The organism is Providencia sp. PROV188 (assembly GCF_027595165.1).
Taxonomy (GTDB): Bacteria; Pseudomonadota; Gammaproteobacteria; order Enterobacterales; family Enterobacteriaceae; genus Providencia; species Providencia lanzhouensis.
The window spans coordinates 2,141,206-2,163,941 of sequence record NZ_CP097291.1 but is presented as its reverse complement, the minus strand read 5'-3'; the positions used below and the strand labels follow the sequence as shown (position 1 = coordinate 2,163,941).

Genomic DNA, 22,736 nt, shown 5'->3' with positions numbered 1-22,736 from the left:
CATCATGTTATCTAAGGCTATTTCATCAAATTCTCAAGGTACATCTGCTTATAGCTGCGAGTTTCAATTAATGCTTCTGTAAAACCATAGTGTTGCGCGGTAGACAGTAATTTGGTGTACAAGTTGTCTAACTCGCTCTCATCGTCTGTCATAATCGCAAATTCAGCAAACCAACCAATACCTTCCAAGTAATCAATGGTGATATGAATATCATCCAGAAAATAGATGCTGCGCTGTTTAGCAATCGTTAGGTAACATTGATATCCCAAGGTGCTCAGCATGTTTTTGACATGTTGGCAGTCTGCAATATCAATCGCTTTACACTCGGCACTGCTTGGTCCTTTGACTATCCAGAGTTTAATCCCTGAGGGTGTCATCTCCCGCACGGACATACTGATATTTTGCGCGGCTAACTGCCCATCTTGATAGTCAAAAAAGTCATCAACCTCATGATTATTTACGGTAAATGCTTCAGCATTATCATTGATAAGCTGCTTAAGAAAAGTGTCAGAATTGGGTAGTTTGAACTTAATTTCGACTTCAAATTTCCCGACAAAATGGTCACTCATTCTATTATCCAAGGTTGTTTTAAATGATGGATTAGGTCGGTGGATAGTAACATAGGGAATGATGGCGTGGCTGAAGGTAATGTTAAGCTGTATCAAAGAATAGCGGAATAATTAGGTACGAAAAGTTATTCTCATACCTATGGTTTCAATGCTAATGACTGTTTTAAACTCCAATAACAGTATCAAAGGAAATTGAATTCGCAACCAACAGATGCCCTGCGTGGTTAAGGTGGAGATGATCCCCGGAATCATAGATTAGCGCTAATTGTTGAGGATTTTGCGAGTCGCGCACAAGTTGTTCAGTGTCAATTAATGCATCAAATTCATCGCTAGTGCGTATCCATTCGTTCACTTCTTGGCGAATAGCTTCTTTTTCGGAGGTATAGAAGTTATCTAATCCATATTCGTCTGCACCGCGTAGCGGAACAAGCGTGACGCCGACAACGCGAATATGATGCTGATGCGCCATATCAAGTAATTGACGATAACCTTCAATCAACTGGCTAGCGGAAGGCGTCATATCCGCAGGCGCTAGAGCGGTTTGTGCAAGCCCAATATCATTGAGACCCACTTGTACAATGCAAATGGTTACGCCAGCTTGCTCAATAACATCCCGAGTAAAGCGAGATAATGTACTGATGCCAATACCATCTTTGAGTAAGCGAGAACCCGATTGGCCCGCATTGATCACCGCTGTGTGCTGAGAAACGGTACGCTCAGCAAAAAAATCTACCCAACGGCGATAAGTTCCCATTTCGACACCATTGCCATCCACCATGGAATCGCCAATAACGACAATCGCTTGGCTTGGCGCCTGATTCTGAATTTCAACAGCCTCTAATAATAAACGCGAACTGATTGGTAGGCTTTCTTTCATCATTTTGGAATGAACACCGTTACCCGATGTTAATTGAGAATAATGTCGTGCATCCCAATGAAAGGTCTCTATAAGCGTAGGATTCGGTAGATAGGTTCGTAGGGTGACTTCAGACAAATCGTTAATAGGATGGATGATTTCATCACTGTACACCACTTGCCCTGCGGGGATAGAAACACCGGATTGCCCATTAAACAGAACAGGGGCGCTCCATGACTGGCCAGATGGTGATTTTACAAGAATGACATTTTCACCCAATACTAGGGGCTGAGAGCCATAACGATTCGAAAACACAAGGCGTAATTGTTGCCCGCCTAATGTGATGCGCAGCGTTTGCTGTAGGGTTTGGTTATTCAATAAGGTTGGGATCTCCAATGGAAACGGAAATGCCTCACCGGTGGTGGGTTGAGATGTTGAAAGCCATGTGCAAACCCATGCACGACTGGGAGATGAACCGAATGAGGACATAGCAATTTTTTCCTAAAATTGAAGTGGATAATCAGTGGGCAGTTGATGCTGAGATAAAGGAATCAAACCCAGTCATAGCAACGTCAACCATCGCGAGTAAATGCGCTTTACTCACCCCGTCGCGAGCTTGAATCGAAATGCCGTGAAATAGTGTTGAGATATAATCGCCAAGTGCTTGGGTGTTCGTTTCCTTGGGTAAATCCCCTTGAGTTACACCCTTATTTAAACGTTGTATGATGGCGGTGGTACGGTCTTTCCGGTAATTCGCTAGCCAAGACATAATGTTTTCATTTTCACTGGCATAGTTGGTCAGTGATAAAACTACCATGCACCCCTGTGGATGCGTTTGTTGAGTATAAGTTTCGACAGCTTGGGTTAATAACTGTGTTATTGCTAGACGCGTATTAGGCTCTTGTAACGCAGTATCAGCAAAAGCGCCTTCTTGGCTTAGATATAGGGCGATAGCTTCGCGAAATAGGTTTTCTTTCGAGCCAAATGCCGCATAAATGCGAGCAGAAGCGATGCCTAGAGCAGAGACTAAATCTGACATCGACGTACCTTCATAACCTCTTTGCCAAAAGACAAATTTAGCTTTATTCAATGCCACGTCTCTGTCGAACTCTCTCGGTCTTCCCGCCATAACGATGCTCCTCTTAATACATGATAATGATGCGCTGAATGAGAATGCGTTCATACTATCACTTCTTTGTCGATTGACAAATAATTATTCTTTATCGATTGACAAATAATTAAAAAAACCTTTAACCTATTCATTGCTGATCGACAAACAATTAATGCAACTCGTGAATGAGTGGCTTTTTACCCACATAAAAGTGTATGGAACAAATATGAATTCGGTATTTAAAAAGGTGTTACTCGTTTCTCTGATGACGCTCTCTTTGCAAGCAACAGCTACGTTAGCAGCAGGAAACCTAACTCAAACAGCCAAAAGTGCTACGCCTCCAACCATTGAAGCGAATGAGGCCAGCTTTAAACATCACTATGTGAAAGTGAACGGGCAGCGCCTTCACTATGTTACCGCTGGGGAAGGTGAGCCAGTTTTATTGATCCCCGGTTGGCCACAAACATGGTACACGTGGCGATATGTGATGACGGATCTCGCTGCTAATGGTTATACCGCTATTGCTGTTGATCCATTGGGAACAGGGTATTCTGATAAGCCAGAAAGTGGTTATGATACGGGCGCTGCCGCAACCACATTGCACGAAATGATGAAGCAACTGGGTCATACTCACTATTCAGTGATAGGGCATGATATTGGTATGTGGGTAGGGTATGCGCTGGCCAGTGATTATCCCGCCGACGTGAAAAAGATTGCCTTAACCGAAGCGGTTATTCCGGGATTAGCACCTGCGCCAACGATTTTTGTTGATCCTGCGGAGAATATTTTCCTCTGGCATTTTATGTTCAACCAAGTACGAGATTTACCAGAAATGCTGACGGCAGGTAAAGAGCGTGAGTATCTTAACTTTATTTTTGATAATTGGGCTTATCGTCGTGATCGCGTTGCCGCACAGACGTATATTGATGCGTATGCTTCTCCGGGGGGACTGCGAGCTGGTTTTGCCTATTATCGTGCTATTCCACAGACGATTGAGCAAAATAAACAGCGAGCGCAGAAAAAGCTCACCATGCCAGTATTGGCGATTGGGGCGGATCAGGCAACTCGAGATGCGCCGCAATTGACGTTACAGGGGCGAGCAACCCAATTACAAGGGGCGATGCTTGGGGAGTGTGGTCATTTCGTGACGGAGGAGTGTCCTGAACAGTTAATGAGCCACATTTTACCGTTCTTGAAACAATAATATTTGAAACAAAAAGGGAAGCTACAGTGAGCTTCCCTTATTTTATGCCGAATCGTGTGTATTGAGAGAGAACTAATACTTAGCTTTCTTGGTCATTTTATCCAAATAACCCATCACAAACGCCGACAGCACGAAGGTTAAATGAAGGATCACATACCACATCAACTTATCGTTTTCGACGTTTTTGAGGTTCATGAAAATCTTCAATAAGTGGATGGATGAGATGGCGACAATGGAGGCAGCCACTTTATTTTTCAGTGACGTCGCATCCATAGTCCCAATCCAATTCAGCTTTTCATGATGATCAGACAAATTTAATTGAGAGACGAAGTTTTCGTAACCTGAGAACATCACCATCACCAGTAATCCACCCACCAGCGCCATATCAATGAGAGATAGCAGCGTGAGGATCAAGTCAGATTCTGGAATGCTAAAAATGCTTGGCAGAATATGAAATACTTCTTGGAAAAATTTGATGGTTAACGCCAGCAATGTCAGTGATAGTCCCAAATAAATGGGCGCAAGGATCCAACGTGAAGCGTACATCATTCTTTCAAAAAACTTTTCCATGGAAATCCTTCAAATAAGAGAAACCAAAATAGTGAGATGGCGGCTATTTTAGCCGTTAGGTGTGATGGGGATAAAGTTTTTTGTCATCTGAAAGTGAAAAAAATGTCTTTTTGATGATAAAAAAGTTATTAAATCGAGGTTATTGAGATATTTGTTTTACTTTGCAGGAGATGAAGGGGGTTAGTATGTTACTATCTAAATTATGTATAAATAACATAATTTACCATGTTTATATTTCCACTTTTTATACCGACAAATTCACTGCAAGGATGAAAGGAAATTTCCGATGTTGCGATTTCGCCGTAGATTGAAAAAAATAAGTAAAAATAAATGTAAACGCCGTCAGCGACTTCGCAATCGTTCTTACTACATTGATAATAGACTGCTCAGTATGCAAAACATTAACGTGGTTGTATTAACCGGTGCGGGTATTTCTGCAGAGTCAGGGATTCAAACCTTCCGTTCGGCAGATGGTTTATGGGAAGAGCATCGCGTGGAAGATGTGGCAACACCTGAAGGATTTGCTCGTGATCCACAATTAGTTCAGCGCTTTTACAATGAACGTCGTCGCCAGTTGCAACAAGATAATATTCAACCGAATGCAGCGCACTACGCATTAGCAAAATTAGAACAAGCGCTGGGGGATAGATTCCTGCTAGTGACACAGAATATTGATAATTTACATGAGCGTGCGGGTAGCAAGCGCGTGGTGCATATGCACGGTGAATTATTAAAAGTACGTTGTAATTGGTCAAACCAAGTCCTCGAATGGAAAGGGGATTTATCCGTAGAAGAGCGTTGCCATTGCTGCCAGTTCCCACAGCCATTACGCCCGCATATTGTGTGGTTTGGTGAGATGCCGTTTGAAATGGACAGGATCTACCAAGCACTTGGAGATGCCACACTGTTTATTTCCATCGGAACATCGGGGCATGTTTATCCAGCGGCAGGGTTTGTACATGAAGCGCGTTTACAAGGTGCTCATACGGTACAACTGAATTTAGAACCAAGCCAAGTGGAAAGCGAGTTTGAAGAGCGCCATTATGGATTGGCGAGTAAAGTGGTTAGTGAATATGTGGATGACTTACTGGCAAAGTTAAACAGCGAAGAATAAACATAAAAGGGAGCTTTTGCTCCCTTTTATGCACCGAGCAAATTAGATTGATATCACACGTTTTCATCTAACATGGCGGGCATGGTAATTTCTTTTACGCAGGTGGCGCTGCTGGTGCTAAGAATAAAGCGCACGGCATTGACCACATCTTGCAGCGGAATTAACGCACCTTCACTTTTTTGAATCACCTCATTCACTGGCATAGATAATGGATATTCCGTGGCGAGATAACCTAAATTCAAAATAGAAATGCCAATATTATCTTGGCGCAAGGTTTCTCTCAGTGATTGTACAATCCCACGTAAGGCATATTTGGTTGCGCTAAAGGTGACTTCTTTACCATTATGATTATCCAACCCCCACGTAGAGCCAATTAAAATAATTTTACTATTGGTGCCTAAACGCAAGTTGCTAAGAAGTGCTTTCAAGTTCAACAGGCAGGCACCGATATTGGTCTGGATCATGGTGAGTAATTCAATATCGCTGGTGGACTCGAAATCATATTCTTCAGTAAAGGCGAGTTTTTCCCAAATGCCGACATTATAAATTAGGGTATCAATGGGTTTTTCGCCTAGCTGCTTTTTGATAATTGAAGCCGATTGAATATCACTAAGATCAGCGGATATCCAGTGAAATTGCGCACCACCAAAAGGCGGTTCAGTGCGAGAAACACCGTACACAGTATCAGTTTGGTCAGGCACTCCTTCAACTAATGCTTTACCTAACCCTTTACTGACACCATAAATTAAAAATGTTTTTGCCATCGTATTCCCACCTTAAAAATCATTCTATAGCGCATTTCGTTATATAAGATAGCCATTATATAACATGGTACTTAACGCGTTGCGTTATCCAAAAGTGCAGCTCAAAATGAACAATAAATTAAATTAATTAGTTATCTTCCTCACTCTTTAGCTGCAAATCTGATTTGAAACAATAATTGTTTCTGTGATCTTTCCCATAATATCCCCATTGATATTTAGGGGGGGAAGTATGGACAAACTCTTGGAGCGGTTTTTTGAATACACTGCGTTTGATACACAATCAAAACTGAATGCAAAAACAGTACCTAGTAGCACTGGCCAGCTAAAATTTGCCCGCGCGTTAGCCAAAGAATTAAATATCCTTGGCTTTGAAAAAGTGACGCTGTCGGAACATGGCTGTTTAACGGCTATCATGCCATCCAATGTTGATTGGGATGTGCCTGCGATAGGCTTCATTTCGCATTTGGATACCGCCCCAGATTATTCGGGCAAAAATGTGTGCCCGCAAGTGCTTGAGAATTATCGTGGTGGCGATATTGCTCTGGGCATTGGTGATGAAGTTTTATCCCCCGTTATGTTCCCTGTATTGCACGAAATGATTGGCAAAACGCTGATTATGACCGATGGCAAAACCTTATTAGGGGCGGATGATAAAGCGGGTATCGCAGAAATTATTACCGCGATTGTGCGTTTAGAAGGGCAAAATGTTCCACACGGAAAAATCTGTGTTGCCTTTACGCCAGATGAAGAAATTGGTCGTGGTGCACAACATATCGATTTTAAAGAATTTGATGCTCGCTGGGCTTATACCGTTGATGGTGGTGGTGTCGGTGAACTCGAATTCGAAAACTTTAACGCTGCCAACGTCTCTATTAAAATTGTGGGTAACAATACCCATCCTGGTAGCGCCAAAGGTGTGATGGTCAATGCGTTGGGTTTAGCAACGCGAATCCATTCTATGTTACCGGCGGATGAAACACCTGAAAATACGGAAGGTTACGAAGGCTTTTATCACTTAACGTCCATTAAAGGTAACGTGGAAAAAGCGGAAATGAACTACATTATCCGTGATTTTGATTTAGCCAATTTTGAAGCGAGAAAGAAAAATATTATTCGTATCGCGGAAAAAGTGGGTGAAGGGCTGCACCCAAGCTGCTATATCGAGCTGACATTGGATGATAGCTACTACAATATGCATAAAGAAGTGATGAAATATCCGCATGTTGTTGAATTAGCGAAACAAGCGATGCTGGACTGTGATATTGAGCCTGTTATCAAGCCTATCCGTGGGGGAACGGACGGAGCGCAGCTATCATACCGGGGCTTACCATGTCCGAATATTTTTACTGGTGGCTATAACTTCCATAGTAAACATGAGTTTATTACACAAGAAGGAATGGAGCAGGCGGTGAGCGTGATTATGAGAATTGCGGAATTAACGGCTATTCATGCAAAACGCAATACTGATAAATAGTTTTGATGCGTGCTTAATATAAAAAACAGCAAATGCCCCGATGTGATGATATTCGGGGTATTTGCTGTTTGTTGGTGGTTAATTATAGGACTAATTAGTCGTCAAAATACCAATATCCGCTATTAATCAATGCTGTCATTAAGGCAATAAAATTGACATCATCTAACGCGTCACCAAGATTTGCATGGTTGACGGAATCGAAACGGCACAGGCTATCAGCGGCTTCATAGCATTTAGTCTCTAAAGACTCACCATTAACAAAGAATTGATCACCCACACGAAGAGCGCGCAACCCATTGAGTTTATATAGGGTTTCTTGCTGGTCTTTCAATAAATTATAAATCTCATCTTGTTCATAAGGCGGCTCTGGCGGTGCCAAATCCAGCTCGTGACGTGATTGAGAAATAAATTCACCTAACCACTTACGGAATAGCTCTGGATCATGAATCAGTGATTCCATCATTTCGCGCAGCTTAATCTGTTCGCCTTGCAAAATTTCAGCCGGATTATCACGGAAAGAAAGGTCAGGGTCGCTGTAGCGATAACTGCCTAAATCATTGGAAATTAAATGGTCAGCAAAGCTGCTCATTAATTCACGAGCATTAGGCGCGCGGAAACCGACAGAGAAATTCAGTGATGGCTCAATGGCATAACCTTCGTGGGGGAATCCAGGTGGGATATACAGGATATCACCGGGTTCCATCTCTTCGTCAATAATGGCGTCAAAAGGCTGCACTTGCAGTAAATCAGGATGTGGGGAGTGTTGCTTCATTGGGATTTTTTCCCCAACACGCCAGTGACGACGACCTTCGCCTTGAATAATGAATACATCGTATTGGTCGAGATGAGGACCTACACCACCACCCGGAACGGAGTAGGAGATCATTAAATCGTCCATACGCCAGTCAGAAAGGACACGGAAAGGTTTCATCAGTTGGGCACTTGGGTAGTGCCAGTGGTCAACGGCTTGAACCAAGATTGACCAGTTTTCTTCACCTAAATGGTCGTAGCTTTCGAATGGACCGTGGGCGACTTGCCAGAGCCCATTTTGATGGCTGACTAAACGGCTATCAACCTCATCTTCCATCGCTAATCCCGCGAGTTCATCAGGCGAGATAGGATCAATAAAACGCGTAAAACCCTGTTTGATAAGCAGAGGTCGTTTCTGCCAATGACTGTCCAGAAAACTCTGCCAGTCAAGATTCAGTTTATAATCCATCTTATTGTTCCCTAGTTATGACAAAACTTCCTAAATAGTATACCGGAAATGGATTGTAAAACAGGGCTTAGAGGGCGTCAGTTCACAGATTAGCCATCTTCATCTACAGATGAGTGAATTATCTTCGTTTATGCCCTAGCTATCTCAATTCAAGACCTAAGCATCTTCAATCACCGCTTGCTGCCTAAAGGTGACGGCGACACGAGCACCGCCAAGTGGGCTATCTGAAATGGTAATTTCGCCATCATATTGGTCGATGATATCCACCGCTATTGATAGCCCCAAACCTTGCCCTGGTCTTAGGGTGTCAGCGCGTTGTCCTCGCATAAATATCATGCTGCGCTTACTCTCTGGGACGCCAGGACCATCATCATCCACAAAAATGGTTAGGCTATCGTGATTGACAAGGGCAGTGACTTCCACAAATTCAAGGCAATATTTACAGGCGTTTTCCATAATATTGCCCATCACTTCCATAAAATCATTAGGCTGACCCAGCCATGTGATTTCAGGGGAGATATCGACGGTGATGGAGACACCTTTGTTGAGGTACACTTTATGCAGTGCGCTAGAGAGGCTATCTAAGATAGAAGGTACTGAAGCGATTTCCCGCAGCATCAGGTTTTCATCCCCCTGATTCGAGGCGCGATGCAAATAGTAGCCAACTTGCTGAGAAATGCGTCCTATTTGTTCCAACATGATAGGTTCTGCTTGTTCGATGGTCATTTGCTTACCAGAACGTAGAAGCCGCAATGTGGATTGTAATACGGCCAACGGGGTTTTTAGGCTGTGGGTTAAATCGGACAATGTAGTGCGATATTTGCTATAGCGCTTGCGTTCGTTACTCAGCAAAATATTCAAATTCCGTACCAAGCCTCGCAGTTCTGCTGGCGGGTTTTCATCCAGCGTTTCTCGCTCCCCTTTTTCAAGGCTACTAATTTGCGAAATCAGTGACTTAATGGGGCGCACACTCCAATAGGCTGCAAGCCATAACAGCGGGATCACCAGTATAAAGTTGGCGAGTAACACGTAACCAAACCAGTCCCAGACAACGCCCGTGCTTTGTAAGTCTTGAGGTAACGTATCGACGACGACAATCGTCAGTGCTGGCATGGTTTCAGTTTCTAAATACTGGTTAACTGAAACGGAGTGAGTTAATGGCTCATCGATATTATCTATATCATTGAGTCGATGGCTGTAGTCCGGGTTATTGTTCATCAATTGGCGCGTCTCATCGAAATCGGTATCAATTTCGTATAACCCATTCTTTTTTAACCAATCGAGTTGAATAAGACGCTCGACGCTGGGGACTTCTCGTTGGCGCCAGACAGTTTGCCCATTTTTATCATAAATAATGATCAACGAGGGGTTGTTCAACGTAAAGTTTGGGGGAACGCGAATATCAATTTTATTATCTTGCCACTGAGCAAGGCTGTAAATTAGGTTACTTTGGCTACGTAGTAACGTGTAGGTCGTTCGGTCAAAACTGACCAAATAACCCACAACAGCGACAATCCCATAAGCGAGGGTTAGCGCCAGAATGACGGCTGACGTCGCACAAATAAAACGCGCCTGTAAAGAGATGGGTTTGAACCTAAATTTACGCAGTTTCATATTAGCTGTTCACATCGAAACGGTAGCCTTGACCTCGAACAGTCACAATCACTTCTTGGGCATGGAACTGTTGGATTTTTTTACGTAAACGTCCCATAAGCACATCGATAGTGTGGCTTTCCCGTAACTCTGCATCTGGATAGAGCTGGCGCATGAGGGAGTCTTTACTGACCACTTTTCCATTATTGCGCAGCAAGGTTTCAATAATGGTGTATTCAAATGCAGTGAGTTTGACCGACTCACCATTAACGGTGAATTCTTTACGGGAAAGGTCAATAACAAAGTTTTCAAGTTCAAGCACTTGGGAGGCTAATCCACTGTTACGGCGCATCAATGCTTGCATCCGTGCGACCAGCTCTTCTAGTTGAAAAGGTTTGGTGACATAGTCATCAGCGCCGCTATTGAGAGCTTGAACCTTTTCTTGCCAGCTTTCTCGTGCAGTTAGGACGAGGAGCGGAATGCTGACATGGTTACTGCGCCAGCGTTTGATCATAGAAAGCCCATCTTCATCTGGAAGACCTAAGTCCACGACTGCAATATCGGGATGGCTTTCATTCAGAAAATAATCCGCTTCTTTTGCATCTTCAGCAGAATCTACCTGATGACCTAATTCTTTGAGTTGAACGGTTAAATGGTGACGAAGTAGGGCGTTATCTTCGACGATAAGAATGCGCATCTGAGAACCTCACATAAAGAAAGCATGCAAATGAGAATATTATAATGAGTATGGTAGAAAGAGATGGGATAGGGAACAAGATCTTAACTAAATATAAGTCAAACAGATCGGAAAAATAGTCGAATCTGAGATTTTTTGGAAAACGGGTTAAACAAATAAATAGAAAAAACAGGCGACACGAATGCCGCCTGCTTGAATAACTATTGATTACTTGATTTCATCAATAAAATTAATCGCATAGCCAATGTAGTTGGCTGGCGTCATCGCTTTCAGACGCTCTTTTTCGCTTTCTGGAAGTTCTAAACCATCGATAAACTGTTTCATGCCTTCAGCGGTAACGCGTTTACCACGAGTTAATTCTTTCAGTTTTTCATACGGTTTTTCGATGCCATAACGACGCATTACTGTCTGGATTGGCTCCGCTAACACTTCCCAGTTTTGATCTAATTCATCCAGTAAGTGCTGTTCATTAACTTCTAATTTGTTCAAGCCCTTCATTGTGGATTGGTAAGCAATCAGGGCATAGCCTAAACCGACACCTAAGTTACGCAGAACGGTTGAGTCAGTTAGGTCACGCTGCCAGCGAGAAACTGGCAATTTGCTTGCTAAATGACCTAATACCGCGTTTGCTAAACCTAAGTTACCTTCTGAATTTTCGAAGTCGATAGGGTTAACTTTGTGTGGCATGGTGGATGAGCCAATTTCACCGGCAATGGTTTTTTGCTTAAAGTGGTTTAAAGCAACATAGCCCCAGATATCACGGTCAAAGTCCAACACGATAGTGTTGAAACGCGCCACACAGTCAAACAGTTCTGCGATATAATCGTGTGGTTCGATTTGGGTCGTGAACGGGTTCCATTGAATGCCCAGTGAGGTTACGAATGTTTCACTGAATTCGTGCCAGTTAACCTCAGGATAAGCGGCAATGTGGGCGTTATAGTTACCAACGGCACCATTGATTTTACCTAAAATTTCCACTTGCTCTAACTGGCGGTATTGACGCTCTAAACGGTACGCAACGTTAGCAAATTCTTTACCAATAGTGGATGGTGTTGCTGGTTGCCCGTGAGTACGTGACAGTAAAGGTAAAGTACGGTATTCGTGCGCCATCGCTTTAACTTTATCAATGATTTGACGCCATTGTGGTAGTAAAACCTCTTCACGAGCGGTTTTCAGCATTAAGGCATGGGACAGGTTATTGATGTCTTCCGACGTACAAGCAAAGTGAATAAATTCAGAGACCGCATGCAGAGCAGGGATGTGCGCCACTTTTTCTTTCAGGAAATATTCTACTGCTTTAACATCGTGGTTAGTTGTGCGTTCAATTTCTTTGATACGCATTGCATCTTTTTCGCAGAAGTTCGCGACGATTTCATCTAAGTAAGCGATTGCGTCAGCATCAAATGAAGGAACTTCTTTGATTTGAGCGGTTGCAGCCAGTTTTTGCAGCCAGCGAACTTCAACTTGCACACGAAATTTCAGTAAGCCAAACTCACTAAAAATAGTGCGTAAAGCGCTGACTTTATCACCGTAACGGCCGTCAATCGGGGATACAGCGGTCAGTGAGGATAATTCCATTGGTAGCAACTCCAGATTTATAGGTGAGACAAAATTTGTTTCGCCTGATTAGACAGACGGCTTCGAGAAAACATCAGTTGGAGGCGACTTCCACCAACTTGCTGCCAGAGAACTGCACAGCGAATACCTGCGAGCAATGTGGCTCTAACTTTGGCTTGAACAACGGTATTTTTCAGAATATCAGGGGAGCCGGTCACTTGAATTCGAGGACCTGCTGGGCTGACTACATCCACATAAATTCCGGCGAGTGCGTTAAAAACACCTTCAGACATCGGTTCGAAATAGCTAGCTTGACGCTCAAATTGCTCAATTCGTTGACCGAGTTGGTTCATTGCATTGTCATCTTTGCTTAAGCGGCGTTCTAGCGCCATGATGCTAAGCATATAGCGGGTCATCTCTGCAGAGATCCCACTATTACCCCCGGTTAACATGCCAAGCAGGGCAGTTAAACCGGTTTTTAAATTCGCTTCGTCATTACCGAATACATCCAGTGTGGTGGATGGATTCATGTTGGTCAGGCTATTGACCATGGTTTTACCATCTTGCTCATTAAAGGTGCCTTCATGAGCGAGCTTTTGTACCATCAAACTTGCTTGGCAGATACCCGCTAAGGCTAGCGTGATATCGTAATAGTTTTTAGCCACATTTACTCCTGAATACGGGCTTCAATAACGCCGCCACCGAGGCAGACTTCGTCGATATAAAATACCGCAGATTGTCCCGGAGTAACAGCTGCAACCGGATAATCGAAAGTGACTTGGATTTTCTCGGCGCTCAATGGGGTGATTGTACAAGGGATATCCGCTTGACGGTAACGGGTTTTCACCACGCAGCGCAATGGCTCAGTTAATGTTTGTCTATCAACCCAATCTAATTGCTGAGCAATTAAGCCTGTAGACATTAAACGTGGATGCTCATGACCTTGCGCTACAATCAATTGATTTTTTTCAACGTCTTTATCGACTACATACCATGGCTCTTCAGAACCGTCTTTGGTGCCGCCAATGCCTAACCCTTTACGTTGACCTAATGTGTGGTACATCAACCCTTCGTGCTGACCAATGGTTTCACCGTCAACGGTGACGATTGGACCTGGTTGAGCAGGGAGATAACGTCCGAGGAAATCGCGGAATTTACGCTCACCAATAAAGCAGATTCCAGTAGAATCTTTTTTCTTCGCAGTCACTAAGCCAATTTCTTCAGCGATGCGACGTACTTCAGGTTTTTCTAATTCACCCACTGGGAATAAGCTTTTTGCCACTTGTTCATGGCTGAGGGTATACAGGAAGTAGCTTTGGTCTTTATTATTGTCTAAGCCCCGTAATAGCTGGCTTTTGCCATCAACATCACGGCGACGCACATAGTGACCCGTTGCAATATAATCTGCGCCCAGATCTTCGGCAGCAAACTCTAAGAACGCTTTAAATTTGATCTCTTTGTTACACAGAATATCTGGGTTTGGGGTACGACCGGCTTTGTATTCTTCTAAAAAGTGTTCGAATACATTGTCCCAATATTCAGCGGCAAAGTTGATGGTGCGCAGTTCGATACCGAGTTTGTCGCATACCGCTTGTGCATCTGCAAGGTCAGTCGCCGCGGTGCAGTATTCTTCGTTATCGTCTTCTTCCCAGTTCTTCATAAACAGACCGACCACCTGATACCCTTGCTGCTTGAGCAGGTAAGCGGAAACGGATGAATCAACACCACCGGACATACCGACGATGACCTTAATTTGGCTGTTATCTGATTTGGTACTGTTATTTGACATGGGAAATAGTCTCAATGCGGAAAAATCAAGCCCCATACTTTAGCACGTTGCCCCCTTATTGCACCAGCGTTAGGAGAATAATGTTATTCGTAATGCTCTCCGAAGGCGGCCAAAACGCTCAAAGGATAGCGAGTACCTTCTTGGTAGCAGCGGATACTTTGGGCCACTAAAGGGGATCGAAGGCATTGGCTAGTCAGGATGTCTTCCGCGCTAACCCAATGACAAGCGCTGATATCATCATCGTGGGGATGGGTTTCGCAAGGGGCATCCAGTTCAAGGGCGAATAAGACGCGAATAAATTGGGTTTTATCGGGGGCTATCCATTGGTGAATTTTAATTAATGTCTGAGGCTCACCAATAATGCCCGTCTCTTCATAGAGCTCGCGAGCCGCAGCTTGTACTAACGTTTCATCGGCTTCAAGGTGTCCTGCGGGTTGATTCCATGTGGGGTTATTATTTATCCACTCTTCAACCACTAAAAAACGCCCTTTGGCGTGGACAATGGTGGCAACAGTAACATTGGGTTTAAACAACAGTGACCTCCTTCCATTCGCCGGAAGATAAGTTATCGAGCGTAAAATTTCCCATGGCGTAGCGTATTAATCGCAATGTGGGAAAACCAATATTGGCAGTCATTCGACGAACTTGTCGATTTCTTCCTTCATAAAGCGTGATCTTTAACCAAGATGTGGGAATGTTCTTACGCTCACGGATCGGTGGAACTCGTACCCATAACCATTCTGGCTCACTGACTAACTCGATGCCTGCGGGTAGGGTAGGTCCATCATTTAGGGTTAATCCCTGACGAAATTTTGCGAGGGCGCTTTCATCGGGGATACCTTCTACTTGAGCATAGTAGATTTTTCCTGTTTTTTTCTGCGGTTGGGTAAGCTGAGCTTGTAATTTTCCATCATTAGTGAGGACTAACAGACCTTCACTGTCTCTATCCAAACGCCCAGCAGCATAAACATCAGAGATGGGAATATAGTTTTTTAACGTTTCCCGCCCTTGCTCATCCGTAAATTGCGGGAGTACATCAAATGGTTTATTGAAAATAATCACTTTGCGCGGCTGGGTTGGGCGTGCCACGCGAGAAGATGAATTCGTTGCCAATGAACGACGTTGCTTTGAATGTGGTGCAGTTTTCTTAGTATGCTTGCGATTAGGTGCGTTCATAATACTTTTATTGAGAGTCATTCATGTAATGGGCAATAGAATAGCGATATTTTGGCGATAAAGTAAGGCTGTTTGGGTGGGTTATTTAAGGGAGGGATACGAGCAATCAGCAGGTAGCTCTCCCTAATTTATCGGATATTGACTTATGGCTTACTGATTTATTTCATCGATAAAACGAGAGAAAGCGATAAAAATTTTCTCTATCAAATGCACACAAAGAATGTGTTCTTCATCCGTATAATTAATGGTATCAATTAATTCTGCATCACTGCCCATCGCATGACCAGATTCGTGAGCCAAATGAAGATCACCGCAATATTTAAGTGGCGCAGGAGATAATTTAGCGAGTTGATTAATGTACGTAAAGAATACGCGACCCGTTGCTTCCATGCTTTCAATGACAGCTAAGCGAATTTTGGCAGGTTGATTGACGATGGCACTGATTAATTCATAGGTGAGCTTACGGTTAGCTTCCATTTGTGGCGACCATAACCATACTAAGGTATCCGTAAAAAGTTGTGGCTCATTCATACGCAATGTGCGGAGATCATCGATATACCAATACCAATGATCCGAATCTTCTAACGCATGATTATTCACCGCAATTTCTAAATCATCTTGAGGATTTTCAAAGGGAAGAATGTATTTATTAATGTCTCCAAACGTCAAAATAAAGAAAGCTATTTTGGGTAAGAACGCCAGTGACTCCTTGATGGGTAACGATGGGTTAATAGGATTGTGAAAAAAAGGATGCTGTGAAAATGCTTTTTGTTTGAGATTGATTAAGTCTGATAACTTTTCCATATATTCACCTTTCATATTATCTTGAATTAATAATTATATTTTTAATAAATAAAAGTTTATCTTTCTTAATCTATTATGGTGTTTCATTATTTATCTAGATAGAATTCAATCAAATTAGCAATAATCTAAAATTGTTTAAAATCAATGCGGTTTCGGTTTACGTGCATTAAAACCATTAAGTGCGAATAATTTAATTAAATCTATTAAATCATAAAGATAATATGAGAATATATTAATTTCTGTGAGCAGTACGAATGTTTGGATAAGGTATTTTAGATAAGCTATGGAATAAGGTCGTTCAGTATTTAGGTTGTGATTTAGCTTAGTATTTAACTTTTTAGAGTGTTAACATTTTTTTTAATATCATGATTATATTGAATTTGTTTTGATTTTATTGAGTGTTTGGACACGGAGATAATGCGTTAAATGCGATCTGTATACAAGCTTAGCTTAGTAATCATTGGCGTTCGACGCAGATTGCAGTAGTATTGACAGGTCTCTTACAAAAAATTAACAAGCAAAATACGCAAGTGAAGGAGAGGTTAATGGATAGCAAAGTAGTAGTTCCGGCAGAAGGCGCTAAAATTACCATTGATGCAAAAGGCAAATTACACGTTCCGAACAACCCAATTATCCCTTTCATTGAAGGTGACGGTATTGGGGTTGATGTCACTCCAGCAATGTTAAAAGTTGTCGATGCAGCAGTTAAAAAAGCCTATAACGGTGAGCGTAAAATTTCTTGGATGGAAATTTATACTGGCGAAAAATCCACTCAGTTATATGGTAAAGATGTTTGGTTACCTCAAGAAACTCTCGATTTAATCCGCGATTACCGCGTTTCTATTAAAGGCCCATTAACCACACCAGTTGGCGGCGGCATTCGTTCCCTCAACGTTGCACTTCGTCAACAGCTTGATTTATACATCTGCCTACGTCCAGTTCGTTACTACAAAGGCACACCAAGCCCAGTTAAACAACCTGAACTCACTGATATGGTGATCTTCCGTGAAAACTCAGAAGATATCTATGCAGGTATTGAGTGGAAAGCGGGCAGTGCAGAAGCAGATAAAGTGATCAAATTCCTGCAAAACGAAATGGGCGTAACGAAAATTCGTTTCCCACAAGATTGCGGTATTGGTATCAAGCCATGTTCTGAAGAAGGTACAAAACGTTTAGTTCGTGCAGCGATTGAATATGCTATCGATAATAACCGTGATTCAGTGACTTTAGTTCATAAAGGCAACATTATGAAATTCACTGAAGGTGCATTTAAAGATTGGGGTTACCAATTAGCACAAGAAGAATTCGGTGGTGAATTAATCGATGGCGGTCCATGGGTTAAAATCAAGAATCCAAAAACTGGCAAAGATATCATCGTTAAAGACGTTATCGCGGATGCATTCTTACAACAAATCCTGCTGCGTCCAGCAGAGTATGATGTTATCGCGTGTATGAACCTGAACGGTGACTATATTTCTGACGCATTAGCGGCACAAGTTGGTGGTATCGGTATTGCACCGGGCGCAAATATTGGTTCTGAATGCGCGCTGTTCGAAGCGACTCACGGTACGGCACCGAAATATGCAGGCCAAGATAAAGTAAACCCAGGTTCTATCATTCTGTCCGCAGAGATGATGCTGCGCCATATGGGTTGGGTTGAAGCGGCAGACTTAATCGTTAAAGGTATGGAAGGCGCAATCGCGGCTAAGACTGTAACTTACGATTTCGAACGTCAATTAGAAGGCGCTAAGTTACTGAAATGTAGCGAATTCGGCGACGCAATCATTAAACACATGTAATTTATTACGTGCTGTGATTATCAACGGGAGCCTAAAAACTCCCGTTTTTTATTTCTGTATTTGCACTGGTTATCAAAACTTTATCAAAATGAGTTATCAAAACTAGCACTTAATTTTTTTTTAAGTATTATTCATTAATTATTTCAATAATGGATGATTTTTAAATCTTAAATCTGGTGAATAGAAAATGAAAAATCCTATTACAAAAATAAGAAAAGTAAATATTGAAAAATTCAGAGGTCTAAATGATATTTCAATTGAACTTGGTGAAAGAATTACTGTAATTTGTGGGAAAAATGGGACGTCTAAATCAACTATTTTGGGGATTATTGCTCAAATTTTTAATTTTGAAACTGATTTTACTAAATTAGACTCGACTACGAATAAGCCTATAGATTTAACTGGCTATAAAAACTTAGCAGGTCAGGCTTTCACGTCTCAATTTAAGGAGCATTTTAGACTATCTAAACAGTTTGATGTTAGTGGAAGTATGAAAACGTCATTTCATATCTTTGATGGGGCTGAAAATCAGGAATTAAGCAATATTAACTTACGATTATATCTTAGAACATCAGCTGATCCTAAAGAGCAAGATGGTATTAGAGCCACAGTTAGAAATAACACTAGAACTAATGGTGCTAGTGATAGCAGGAAGGTTACACACCCGGTTATTTTTCTCAGTCTGAAAAGATTAACACCTATTACGGAAAGAAAAAAATACGACGCAACAGAAACTCAAGAATTCATGCAAAAGAATAAGAATAATTTTATTCATGATAGTTCGCATATTTTGGGCCGTAGAACTGGGGGCAGTCGTTTAACGCAAACAACAGGAACTATTGAATCTATGGTTGTTAGTGGTGAGCATTATGACCACGAATCAGTTTCAGTAGGTGAGGATAATATTGGTCAAATATTACAAGCAGTCTATTCTTTTCAAAAGCTAAAAGAAGATTACCCTGATTACCATGGTGGTCTTATTCTCATTGATGAAATTGATGCGGGATTATTTCCCGCAGCTCAGCGAAGACTCATTGACACATTAGTTAAATATGCTAGGAATTTTGATTTACAAATTGTAATGACTTCACATTCGCCTGGCATAATTGACACTATTCATGATTATGGAAAAAAAGATGGTAAATACTATAAGGTATGTTATTTATCTAATACACGAGGTGATGTAGTCGTAAAAAATGATTTTTCATGGGAAGATATTTGGTTAGAGCTGAACAATGAAACTAAGAGTATTGAAGACAATATCTCACAAGAAAAAATTAATGTTTTTTTTGAAGATAAACAAAACTATGATTTTTATAATAGTTTAATTACTAAACAAAAAATCAAGAGTTATCTTAATCCATTAAAAAACATAAATTTAGGTTGTGAGAATTATAAGATGCTTTTAAACAAGCAATTCCCTGGGTTGTATGATAGCTCTATAATAGTATTTGACGGTGATGTTACTAGGATTAGTAAATTCAAAAACGCAGTTAAACTTCCAACTAAACTACCGCCTGACCAGTTGTTATTCGAATATTTGTATAATCTACCTAGAGAACATGATTTTTGGTCTAATGATTTCCGATATACAAAAGATATCTTTTTAGAAAATGCAGATGAAGTGATTCGACTCCTAAATATTGATGATGATCAAATTGATTTATCAAATCTTCAAAGCCAGCTTAAAGCTGTTGAAGGTAGAAGGCCAAGAGAAATTTTTAAGGATTTTTCAAAGGAAAATATACTACAAAAACTTATAGATAAAGGTGGAATCCGGTATAATCCATACAGATGCTGGGTTAAAGATAATCCAGAACTTGTAGAAATATTTATTACTGAATTTATTGATTGTTTGGTACATATTTTAAGCAGCAAGTATCACTTAGATAGTCATGAGGTGAGGGCTACTATTTTAGGGAATTAGTATTAGTATTATGATATTATATGGCATTATATACAGTATACTTTTTTGGGCTGGCAGCATATGAGGTTTTATACCCCTTTAAGATATCCGGGTGGTAAAGGTAAATTATCACCTTTCATTCGGTTGTTATTTGAACAAAATGACTTAATAGGTGAGCAGTATGCTGAGTTGTATGCTGGAGGTGCTGGTGTAGCGATTAACCTATTAATGAACAATGTAGTATCTCATATTCATTTGAATGATCTAAATTATTCTGTCTATTCGTTTTGGGACTCTATTACTAGAAACCCAGATGAGTTTTGTCGTTTAGTAAATGATACCAAAGTGACAATTGATGAATGGCATCGTCAGAAATTTATAATGTCAAATCCAGAAAAATTTACGACATTAGAGATTGGCTTTTCGACATTTTTTATGAACAGAACAAATAGGTCTGGAATTTTATTAGGTGGAGTCATCGGTGGTAAGGAACAACAAGGTGACTGGAAGTTAGATGCTAGATTCAATAAGAAAAATTTGTTATATAGAATAGATAAAATTGCTAAAAAAGCTGATAGTATCAGCGTTTATAACATTGATACTAAAGTGTTTTTGAAAGATGTTTATGGAAAGCTTCCTAAAAAAACATTCGCTTATCTAGATCCTCCCTATTATGTAAAAGGCAAAGGGCTATATCAAAATCATTATACGCATGATGATCATGTTGAAATAGCCAATTTAATTAAAAAATTAGATAGAAAATATTGGATGGTTTCATACGATAATACTCCTGAAATAAACGAAATGTATTCTGGTTTGAGAAAACTAGAGTATGGAATTAACTATAGTGCCCAAGAACGTTATAAGGGACCTGAAATCATATTTTTCTCTAAAAAAATGAAAGTCCCAGATGTTATTAATCCTATGAAATTAGAGAATGTATAGTAATATACAACCAATCTTTGCCCCTATCATCATTATATCTATCGGTTTGCTGTTGGTTTTTATGACCCAGCAAATCTTTAGTGTTTATCCCTTGCTCGCGATAGAGCCTTTCAGATAAAGAGCGTTGTTCATGAAATGAAGCTGGTGTTCCGTCACCCCAATCAATATCAGTTTTATTTCGCGCCTTTTTAAAATTTGTTGTTATTGTATTTGCTGTGACTTGCTCACCGCGATTTGCTTGAGAAGTTGTATGGAAATAATGGATAAGATACTTACTGACAACGCGGTCACGACATCTTGAAATAACTTCTCTCAATGACATATTCAATGCATCAGATTTTAGCGCTAATGGAATAGCTAATTTACTCCCAGTCTTTTCTTGTGTGATATGTAAATGGTCATCCCAAATATCACTAAACTTCATTGCTGAAATATCGCCAAGTCGTTGTCCGGTAATTACTGCTAATAGCATCGCATTGCCTAAATACTTATGCTGTTTATCAGCAATATCAAATATTTTTTGCCATTCTTCCAAGTTTAAGCGCTGGCGGGTGATCCGTCGTTTTGGCTGCTTAGTGGCGAGTGCAGGGTTATATCCTGGTGGAACTTCACCAGCATGTTGTGCCTCTTTAAACACATCGATTAATACGGATCGAATAACTTGTGCCATGCGATGTTGGCCATTAGATTTATATTCATCGAGTATTGATGCGATATCTCTCGCATCAACTGCTGGCAAAGGCTTCATTGCGAGAGAGTGGCGCATTAGGTCCACAGGTTTTCTTTTTTGCTTATATGTGTTTTGTTTTATATCACCGTCAGCAAGGCGCTCTTCTTGTATTACCCAGTAGCGATCTAGCCAAGTATTTACGGTGATCTCTTTACCTTTAATTCTTGCTACCCTATCACTGATCGCCATGACTTGACGGCTGCGTTGTTCCGCTAACCGGTTATTAGCTTCAATCGCAATTTCACGAGCTTCAGCCTCATTGTCACCGAGGGCATGATATTTGCCAGTTATAGGGTGGCGATAACGCCAATAAACCTTGTTAGCTTTTCTGCTAAATAGTGGGTAGAGATTAGGGATATTGACGTTATTTTTACGTGGACGGGCAGCCATCGTTTAAAATCCTTTGTAATTTAGGGTTATCACTCTTATTGATAACCGGTGATGTCAAATTACCGACTAAGTCGGCATCTTCTCTCACGCGCCAAATACCACCTTCTTTTTGTGCTGGTGGATAGAACAAGCCACTCCTAGCATAGCGTTGTAATGTCCCCAGTCGAGGAGGGCGACTTCTATAACGTTCGCTCGCCCATTCCTCCAAAGTTAGCATTTGCATAATTACCTCCACATTCTGCCGCATAAAGATTAAGTATATTTTAGCCACAATATAAATAAGACCACTGGCAGTAATTAAGCACATATTTACCCGTATGGACTGACGCCAATGGTCTTATTTATATTTAGAAAAAGAGGCGGCATGGCACCGCCAAAAATTATCAATAACTAAAACACCAATAGAGATGATAATGAGAGCCTGAACTAACTTAGCCACATCAGGCGGCTGTGGTATTCTTGGTAGCCC

22 protein-coding genes are annotated in these 22,736 nt (G+C 41.3%); 6 read left to right on the top strand and 16 right to left on the bottom strand.

Going from position 1 to position 22,736, the window contains the following annotated elements:
• Positions 1–17: 17 nt before the first annotated feature.
• The 3 genes from M5X66_RS09900 to M5X66_RS09890 form a co-directional block, all read right to left on the bottom strand.
• A complete protein-coding gene (locus tag M5X66_RS09900) occupies positions 18–569 on the bottom strand; it encodes a class IV adenylate cyclase (protein WP_108477962.1) in 552 nt (183 codons plus the stop codon).
• A gap of 163 nt (positions 570–732) precedes the next feature.
• Positions 733–1,914 (bottom strand): SGNH/GDSL hydrolase family protein, encoded by a 1,182-nt coding sequence (locus tag M5X66_RS09895; protein WP_154634321.1) that lies wholly within the window; start codon positions 1,912–1,914, stop codon positions 733–735.
• Between the two features lie 31 nt (positions 1,915–1,945).
• Positions 1,946–2,554 (bottom strand): TetR/AcrR family transcriptional regulator, encoded by a 609-nt coding sequence (locus M5X66_RS09890; RefSeq protein WP_270103491.1) that lies wholly within the window; start codon positions 2,552–2,554, stop codon positions 1,946–1,948.
• A 208-nt stretch (positions 2,555–2,762) separates the two neighbouring features.
• Here M5X66_RS09890 and M5X66_RS09885 point away from each other — a divergent pair, with 208 nt between their 5' ends.
• On the top strand, positions 2,763–3,740 hold the full coding sequence (locus tag M5X66_RS09885) for an alpha/beta fold hydrolase (protein WP_270103490.1): 978 nt from the start codon (positions 2,763–2,765) through the stop codon (positions 3,738–3,740).
• Between the two features lie 72 nt (positions 3,741–3,812).
• Here the strand turns inward: M5X66_RS09885 and M5X66_RS09880 are convergent, their stop codons facing one another.
• The gene (locus tag M5X66_RS09880; protein WP_036953122.1) at positions 3,813–4,310 is read right to left on the bottom strand and encodes a TIGR00645 family protein; all 498 of its coding nucleotides are present in this window, start codon (positions 4,308–4,310) and stop codon (positions 3,813–3,815) included.
• Between the two features lie 289 nt (positions 4,311–4,599).
• Here M5X66_RS09880 and cobB point away from each other — a divergent pair, with 289 nt between their 5' ends.
• Positions 4,600–5,424, top strand: coding sequence for a Sir2 family NAD+-dependent deacetylase (cobB, locus tag M5X66_RS09875; RefSeq protein ID WP_036953415.1), 825 nt, complete (start codon positions 4,600–4,602; stop codon positions 5,422–5,424).
• Positions 5,425–5,477: 53 nt separating this feature from the next.
• On the opposite strand, the gene M5X66_RS09870 is transcribed toward cobB, so the two are convergent.
• Complete coding sequence (locus M5X66_RS09870; RefSeq protein WP_036953124.1) at positions 5,478–6,188, bottom strand: SDR family oxidoreductase; 711 nt, start codon at positions 6,186–6,188, stop codon at positions 5,478–5,480.
• Between the two features lie 229 nt (positions 6,189–6,417).
• On the opposite strand from M5X66_RS09870, the gene pepT reads away from it, so the two are divergent.
• Positions 6,418–7,662, top strand: a complete 1,245-nt coding sequence (gene pepT / locus M5X66_RS09865) for a peptidase T (RefSeq protein ID WP_036953126.1) — start codon at positions 6,418–6,420, stop codon at positions 7,660–7,662.
• A gap of 94 nt (positions 7,663–7,756) precedes the next feature.
• Here pepT and M5X66_RS09860 read toward each other — a convergent pair whose 3' ends face one another.
• The 9 genes from M5X66_RS09860 to M5X66_RS09820 all read right to left on the bottom strand — a co-directional run bounded on the left by M5X66_RS09860 (position 7,757) and on the right by M5X66_RS09820 (position 16,497).
• A complete protein-coding gene (locus tag M5X66_RS09860) occupies positions 7,757–8,881 on the bottom strand; it encodes a ribosomal protein uL16 3-hydroxylase (protein ID WP_036953128.1) in 1,125 nt (374 codons plus the stop codon).
• A 156-nt stretch (positions 8,882–9,037) separates the two neighbouring features.
• Positions 9,038–10,495 carry a two-component system sensor histidine kinase PhoQ gene (phoQ, locus tag M5X66_RS09855; protein ID WP_108477967.1) on the bottom strand — a complete coding sequence of 486 codons (1,458 nt, stop codon included), beginning with the start codon at positions 10,493–10,495 and terminating at the stop codon, positions 9,038–9,040.
• 1 nt (position 10,496) lies between these two features.
• Positions 10,497–11,171, bottom strand: a complete 675-nt coding sequence (gene phoP, locus M5X66_RS09850) for a two-component system response regulator PhoP (protein WP_036953130.1) — start codon at positions 11,169–11,171, stop codon at positions 10,497–10,499.
• A gap of 207 nt (positions 11,172–11,378) precedes the next feature.
• The gene (gene purB, locus M5X66_RS09845) at positions 11,379–12,749 is read right to left on the bottom strand and encodes an adenylosuccinate lyase (protein ID WP_036953131.1); all 1,371 of its coding nucleotides are present in this window, start codon (positions 12,747–12,749) and stop codon (positions 11,379–11,381) included.
• A 17-nt stretch (positions 12,750–12,766) separates the two neighbouring features.
• The gene (gene hflD, locus M5X66_RS09840) at positions 12,767–13,393 is read right to left on the bottom strand and encodes a high frequency lysogenization protein HflD (protein WP_132495244.1); all 627 of its coding nucleotides are present in this window, start codon (positions 13,391–13,393) and stop codon (positions 12,767–12,769) included.
• Positions 13,394–13,395: 2 nt separating this feature from the next.
• Positions 13,396–14,517, bottom strand: coding sequence for a tRNA 2-thiouridine(34) synthase MnmA (mnmA, locus tag M5X66_RS09835; protein ID WP_036953133.1), 1,122 nt, complete (start codon positions 14,515–14,517; stop codon positions 13,396–13,398).
• Positions 14,518–14,600: 83 nt separating this feature from the next.
• Positions 14,601–15,050 (bottom strand): NUDIX domain-containing protein, encoded by a 450-nt coding sequence (locus tag M5X66_RS09830; protein ID WP_036953134.1) that lies wholly within the window; start codon positions 15,048–15,050, stop codon positions 14,601–14,603.
• Positions 15,043–15,693, bottom strand: coding sequence for a 23S rRNA pseudouridine(2457) synthase RluE (rluE, locus tag M5X66_RS09825; protein ID WP_108477969.1), 651 nt, complete (start codon positions 15,691–15,693; stop codon positions 15,043–15,045). The genes M5X66_RS09830 and rluE overlap by 8 nt, the downstream gene beginning before the upstream one ends.
• 150 nt (positions 15,694–15,843) lie before the next feature.
• Positions 15,844–16,497 carry a hypothetical protein gene (locus tag M5X66_RS09820; RefSeq protein WP_154634324.1) on the bottom strand — a complete coding sequence of 218 codons (654 nt, stop codon included), beginning with the start codon at positions 16,495–16,497 and terminating at the stop codon, positions 15,844–15,846.
• Positions 16,498–17,042: 545 nt separating this feature from the next.
• Here M5X66_RS09820 and icd point away from each other — a divergent pair.
• The 3 genes from icd to M5X66_RS09805 all read left to right on the top strand — a co-directional run bounded on the left by icd (position 17,043) and on the right by M5X66_RS09805 (position 21,147).
• Positions 17,043–18,296 (top strand): NADP-dependent isocitrate dehydrogenase, encoded by a 1,254-nt coding sequence (gene icd, locus M5X66_RS09815; protein ID WP_108477970.1) that lies wholly within the window; start codon positions 17,043–17,045, stop codon positions 18,294–18,296.
• 187 nt (positions 18,297–18,483) lie between these two features.
• On the top strand, positions 18,484–20,223 hold the full coding sequence (locus tag M5X66_RS09810; RefSeq protein ID WP_270103489.1) for an AAA family ATPase: 1,740 nt from the start codon (positions 18,484–18,486) through the stop codon (positions 20,221–20,223).
• A gap of 60 nt (positions 20,224–20,283) precedes the next feature.
• Positions 20,284–21,147, top strand: a complete 864-nt coding sequence (locus M5X66_RS09805; RefSeq protein ID WP_270103488.1) for a DNA adenine methylase — start codon at positions 20,284–20,286, stop codon at positions 21,145–21,147.
• Here M5X66_RS09805 and M5X66_RS09800 read toward each other — a convergent pair.
• Positions 21,125–22,267, bottom strand: coding sequence for a phage integrase Arm DNA-binding domain-containing protein (locus M5X66_RS09800; RefSeq protein ID WP_270103487.1), 1,143 nt, complete (start codon positions 22,265–22,267; stop codon positions 21,125–21,127). The two genes, M5X66_RS09805 and M5X66_RS09800, sit on opposite strands and share 23 nt — an antisense overlap.
• Complete coding sequence (locus tag M5X66_RS09795; RefSeq protein WP_154609795.1) at positions 22,248–22,490, bottom strand: excisionase; 243 nt, start codon at positions 22,488–22,490, stop codon at positions 22,248–22,250. The genes M5X66_RS09800 and M5X66_RS09795 overlap by 20 nt, the downstream gene beginning before the upstream one ends.
• Positions 22,491–22,736 lie beyond the last annotated feature (246 nt).

Bases quoted from the DNA above. Each gene is read 5' to 3' on its own strand.
- M5X66_RS09900 (WP_108477962.1), bottom strand. From the start codon at position 569: ATGAGTGACCATTTTGTCGGGAAATTTGAAGTCGAAATTAAGTTCAAA.
- M5X66_RS09895 (WP_154634321.1), bottom strand. From the start codon at position 1,914: ATGTCCTCATTCGGTTCATCTCCCAGTCGTGCATGGGTTTGCACATGG.
- M5X66_RS09890 (WP_270103491.1), bottom strand. From the start codon at position 2,554: ATGGCGGGAAGACCGAGAGAGTTCGACAGAGACGTGGCATTGAATAAA.
- M5X66_RS09885 (WP_270103490.1), top strand. From the start codon at position 2,763: ATGAATTCGGTATTTAAAAAGGTGTTACTCGTTTCTCTGATGACGCTC.
- M5X66_RS09880 (WP_036953122.1), bottom strand. From the start codon at position 4,310: ATGGAAAAGTTTTTTGAAAGAATGATGTACGCTTCACGTTGGATCCTT.
- M5X66_RS09870 (WP_036953124.1), bottom strand. From the start codon at position 6,188: ATGGCAAAAACATTTTTAATTTATGGTGTCAGTAAAGGGTTAGGTAAA.
- pepT (WP_036953126.1), top strand. From the start codon at position 6,418: ATGGACAAACTCTTGGAGCGGTTTTTTGAATACACTGCGTTTGATACA.
- M5X66_RS09860 (WP_036953128.1), bottom strand. From the start codon at position 8,881: ATGGATTATAAACTGAATCTTGACTGGCAGAGTTTTCTGGACAGTCAT.
- phoQ (WP_108477967.1), bottom strand. From the start codon at position 10,495: ATGAAACTGCGTAAATTTAGGTTCAAACCCATCTCTTTACAGGCGCGT.
- phoP (WP_036953130.1), bottom strand. From the start codon at position 11,171: ATGCGCATTCTTATCGTCGAAGATAACGCCCTACTTCGTCACCATTTA.
- purB (WP_036953131.1), bottom strand. From the start codon at position 12,749: ATGGAATTATCCTCACTGACCGCTGTATCCCCGATTGACGGCCGTTAC.
- mnmA (WP_036953133.1), bottom strand. From the start codon at position 14,517: ATGTCAAATAACAGTACCAAATCAGATAACAGCCAAATTAAGGTCATC.
- rluE (WP_108477969.1), bottom strand. From the start codon at position 15,693: ATGAACGCACCTAATCGCAAGCATACTAAGAAAACTGCACCACATTCA.
- M5X66_RS09820 (WP_154634324.1), bottom strand. From the start codon at position 16,497: ATGGAAAAGTTATCAGACTTAATCAATCTCAAACAAAAAGCATTTTCA.
- icd (WP_108477970.1), top strand. From the start codon at position 17,043: ATGGATAGCAAAGTAGTAGTTCCGGCAGAAGGCGCTAAAATTACCATT.
- M5X66_RS09810 (WP_270103489.1), top strand. From the start codon at position 18,484: ATGAAAAATCCTATTACAAAAATAAGAAAAGTAAATATTGAAAAATTC.
- M5X66_RS09805 (WP_270103488.1), top strand. From the start codon at position 20,284: ATGAGGTTTTATACCCCTTTAAGATATCCGGGTGGTAAAGGTAAATTA.
- M5X66_RS09800 (WP_270103487.1), bottom strand. From the start codon at position 22,267: ATGGCTGCCCGTCCACGTAAAAATAACGTCAATATCCCTAATCTCTAC.
- M5X66_RS09795 (WP_154609795.1), bottom strand. From the start codon at position 22,490: ATGCAAATGCTAACTTTGGAGGAATGGGCGAGCGAACGTTATAGAAGT.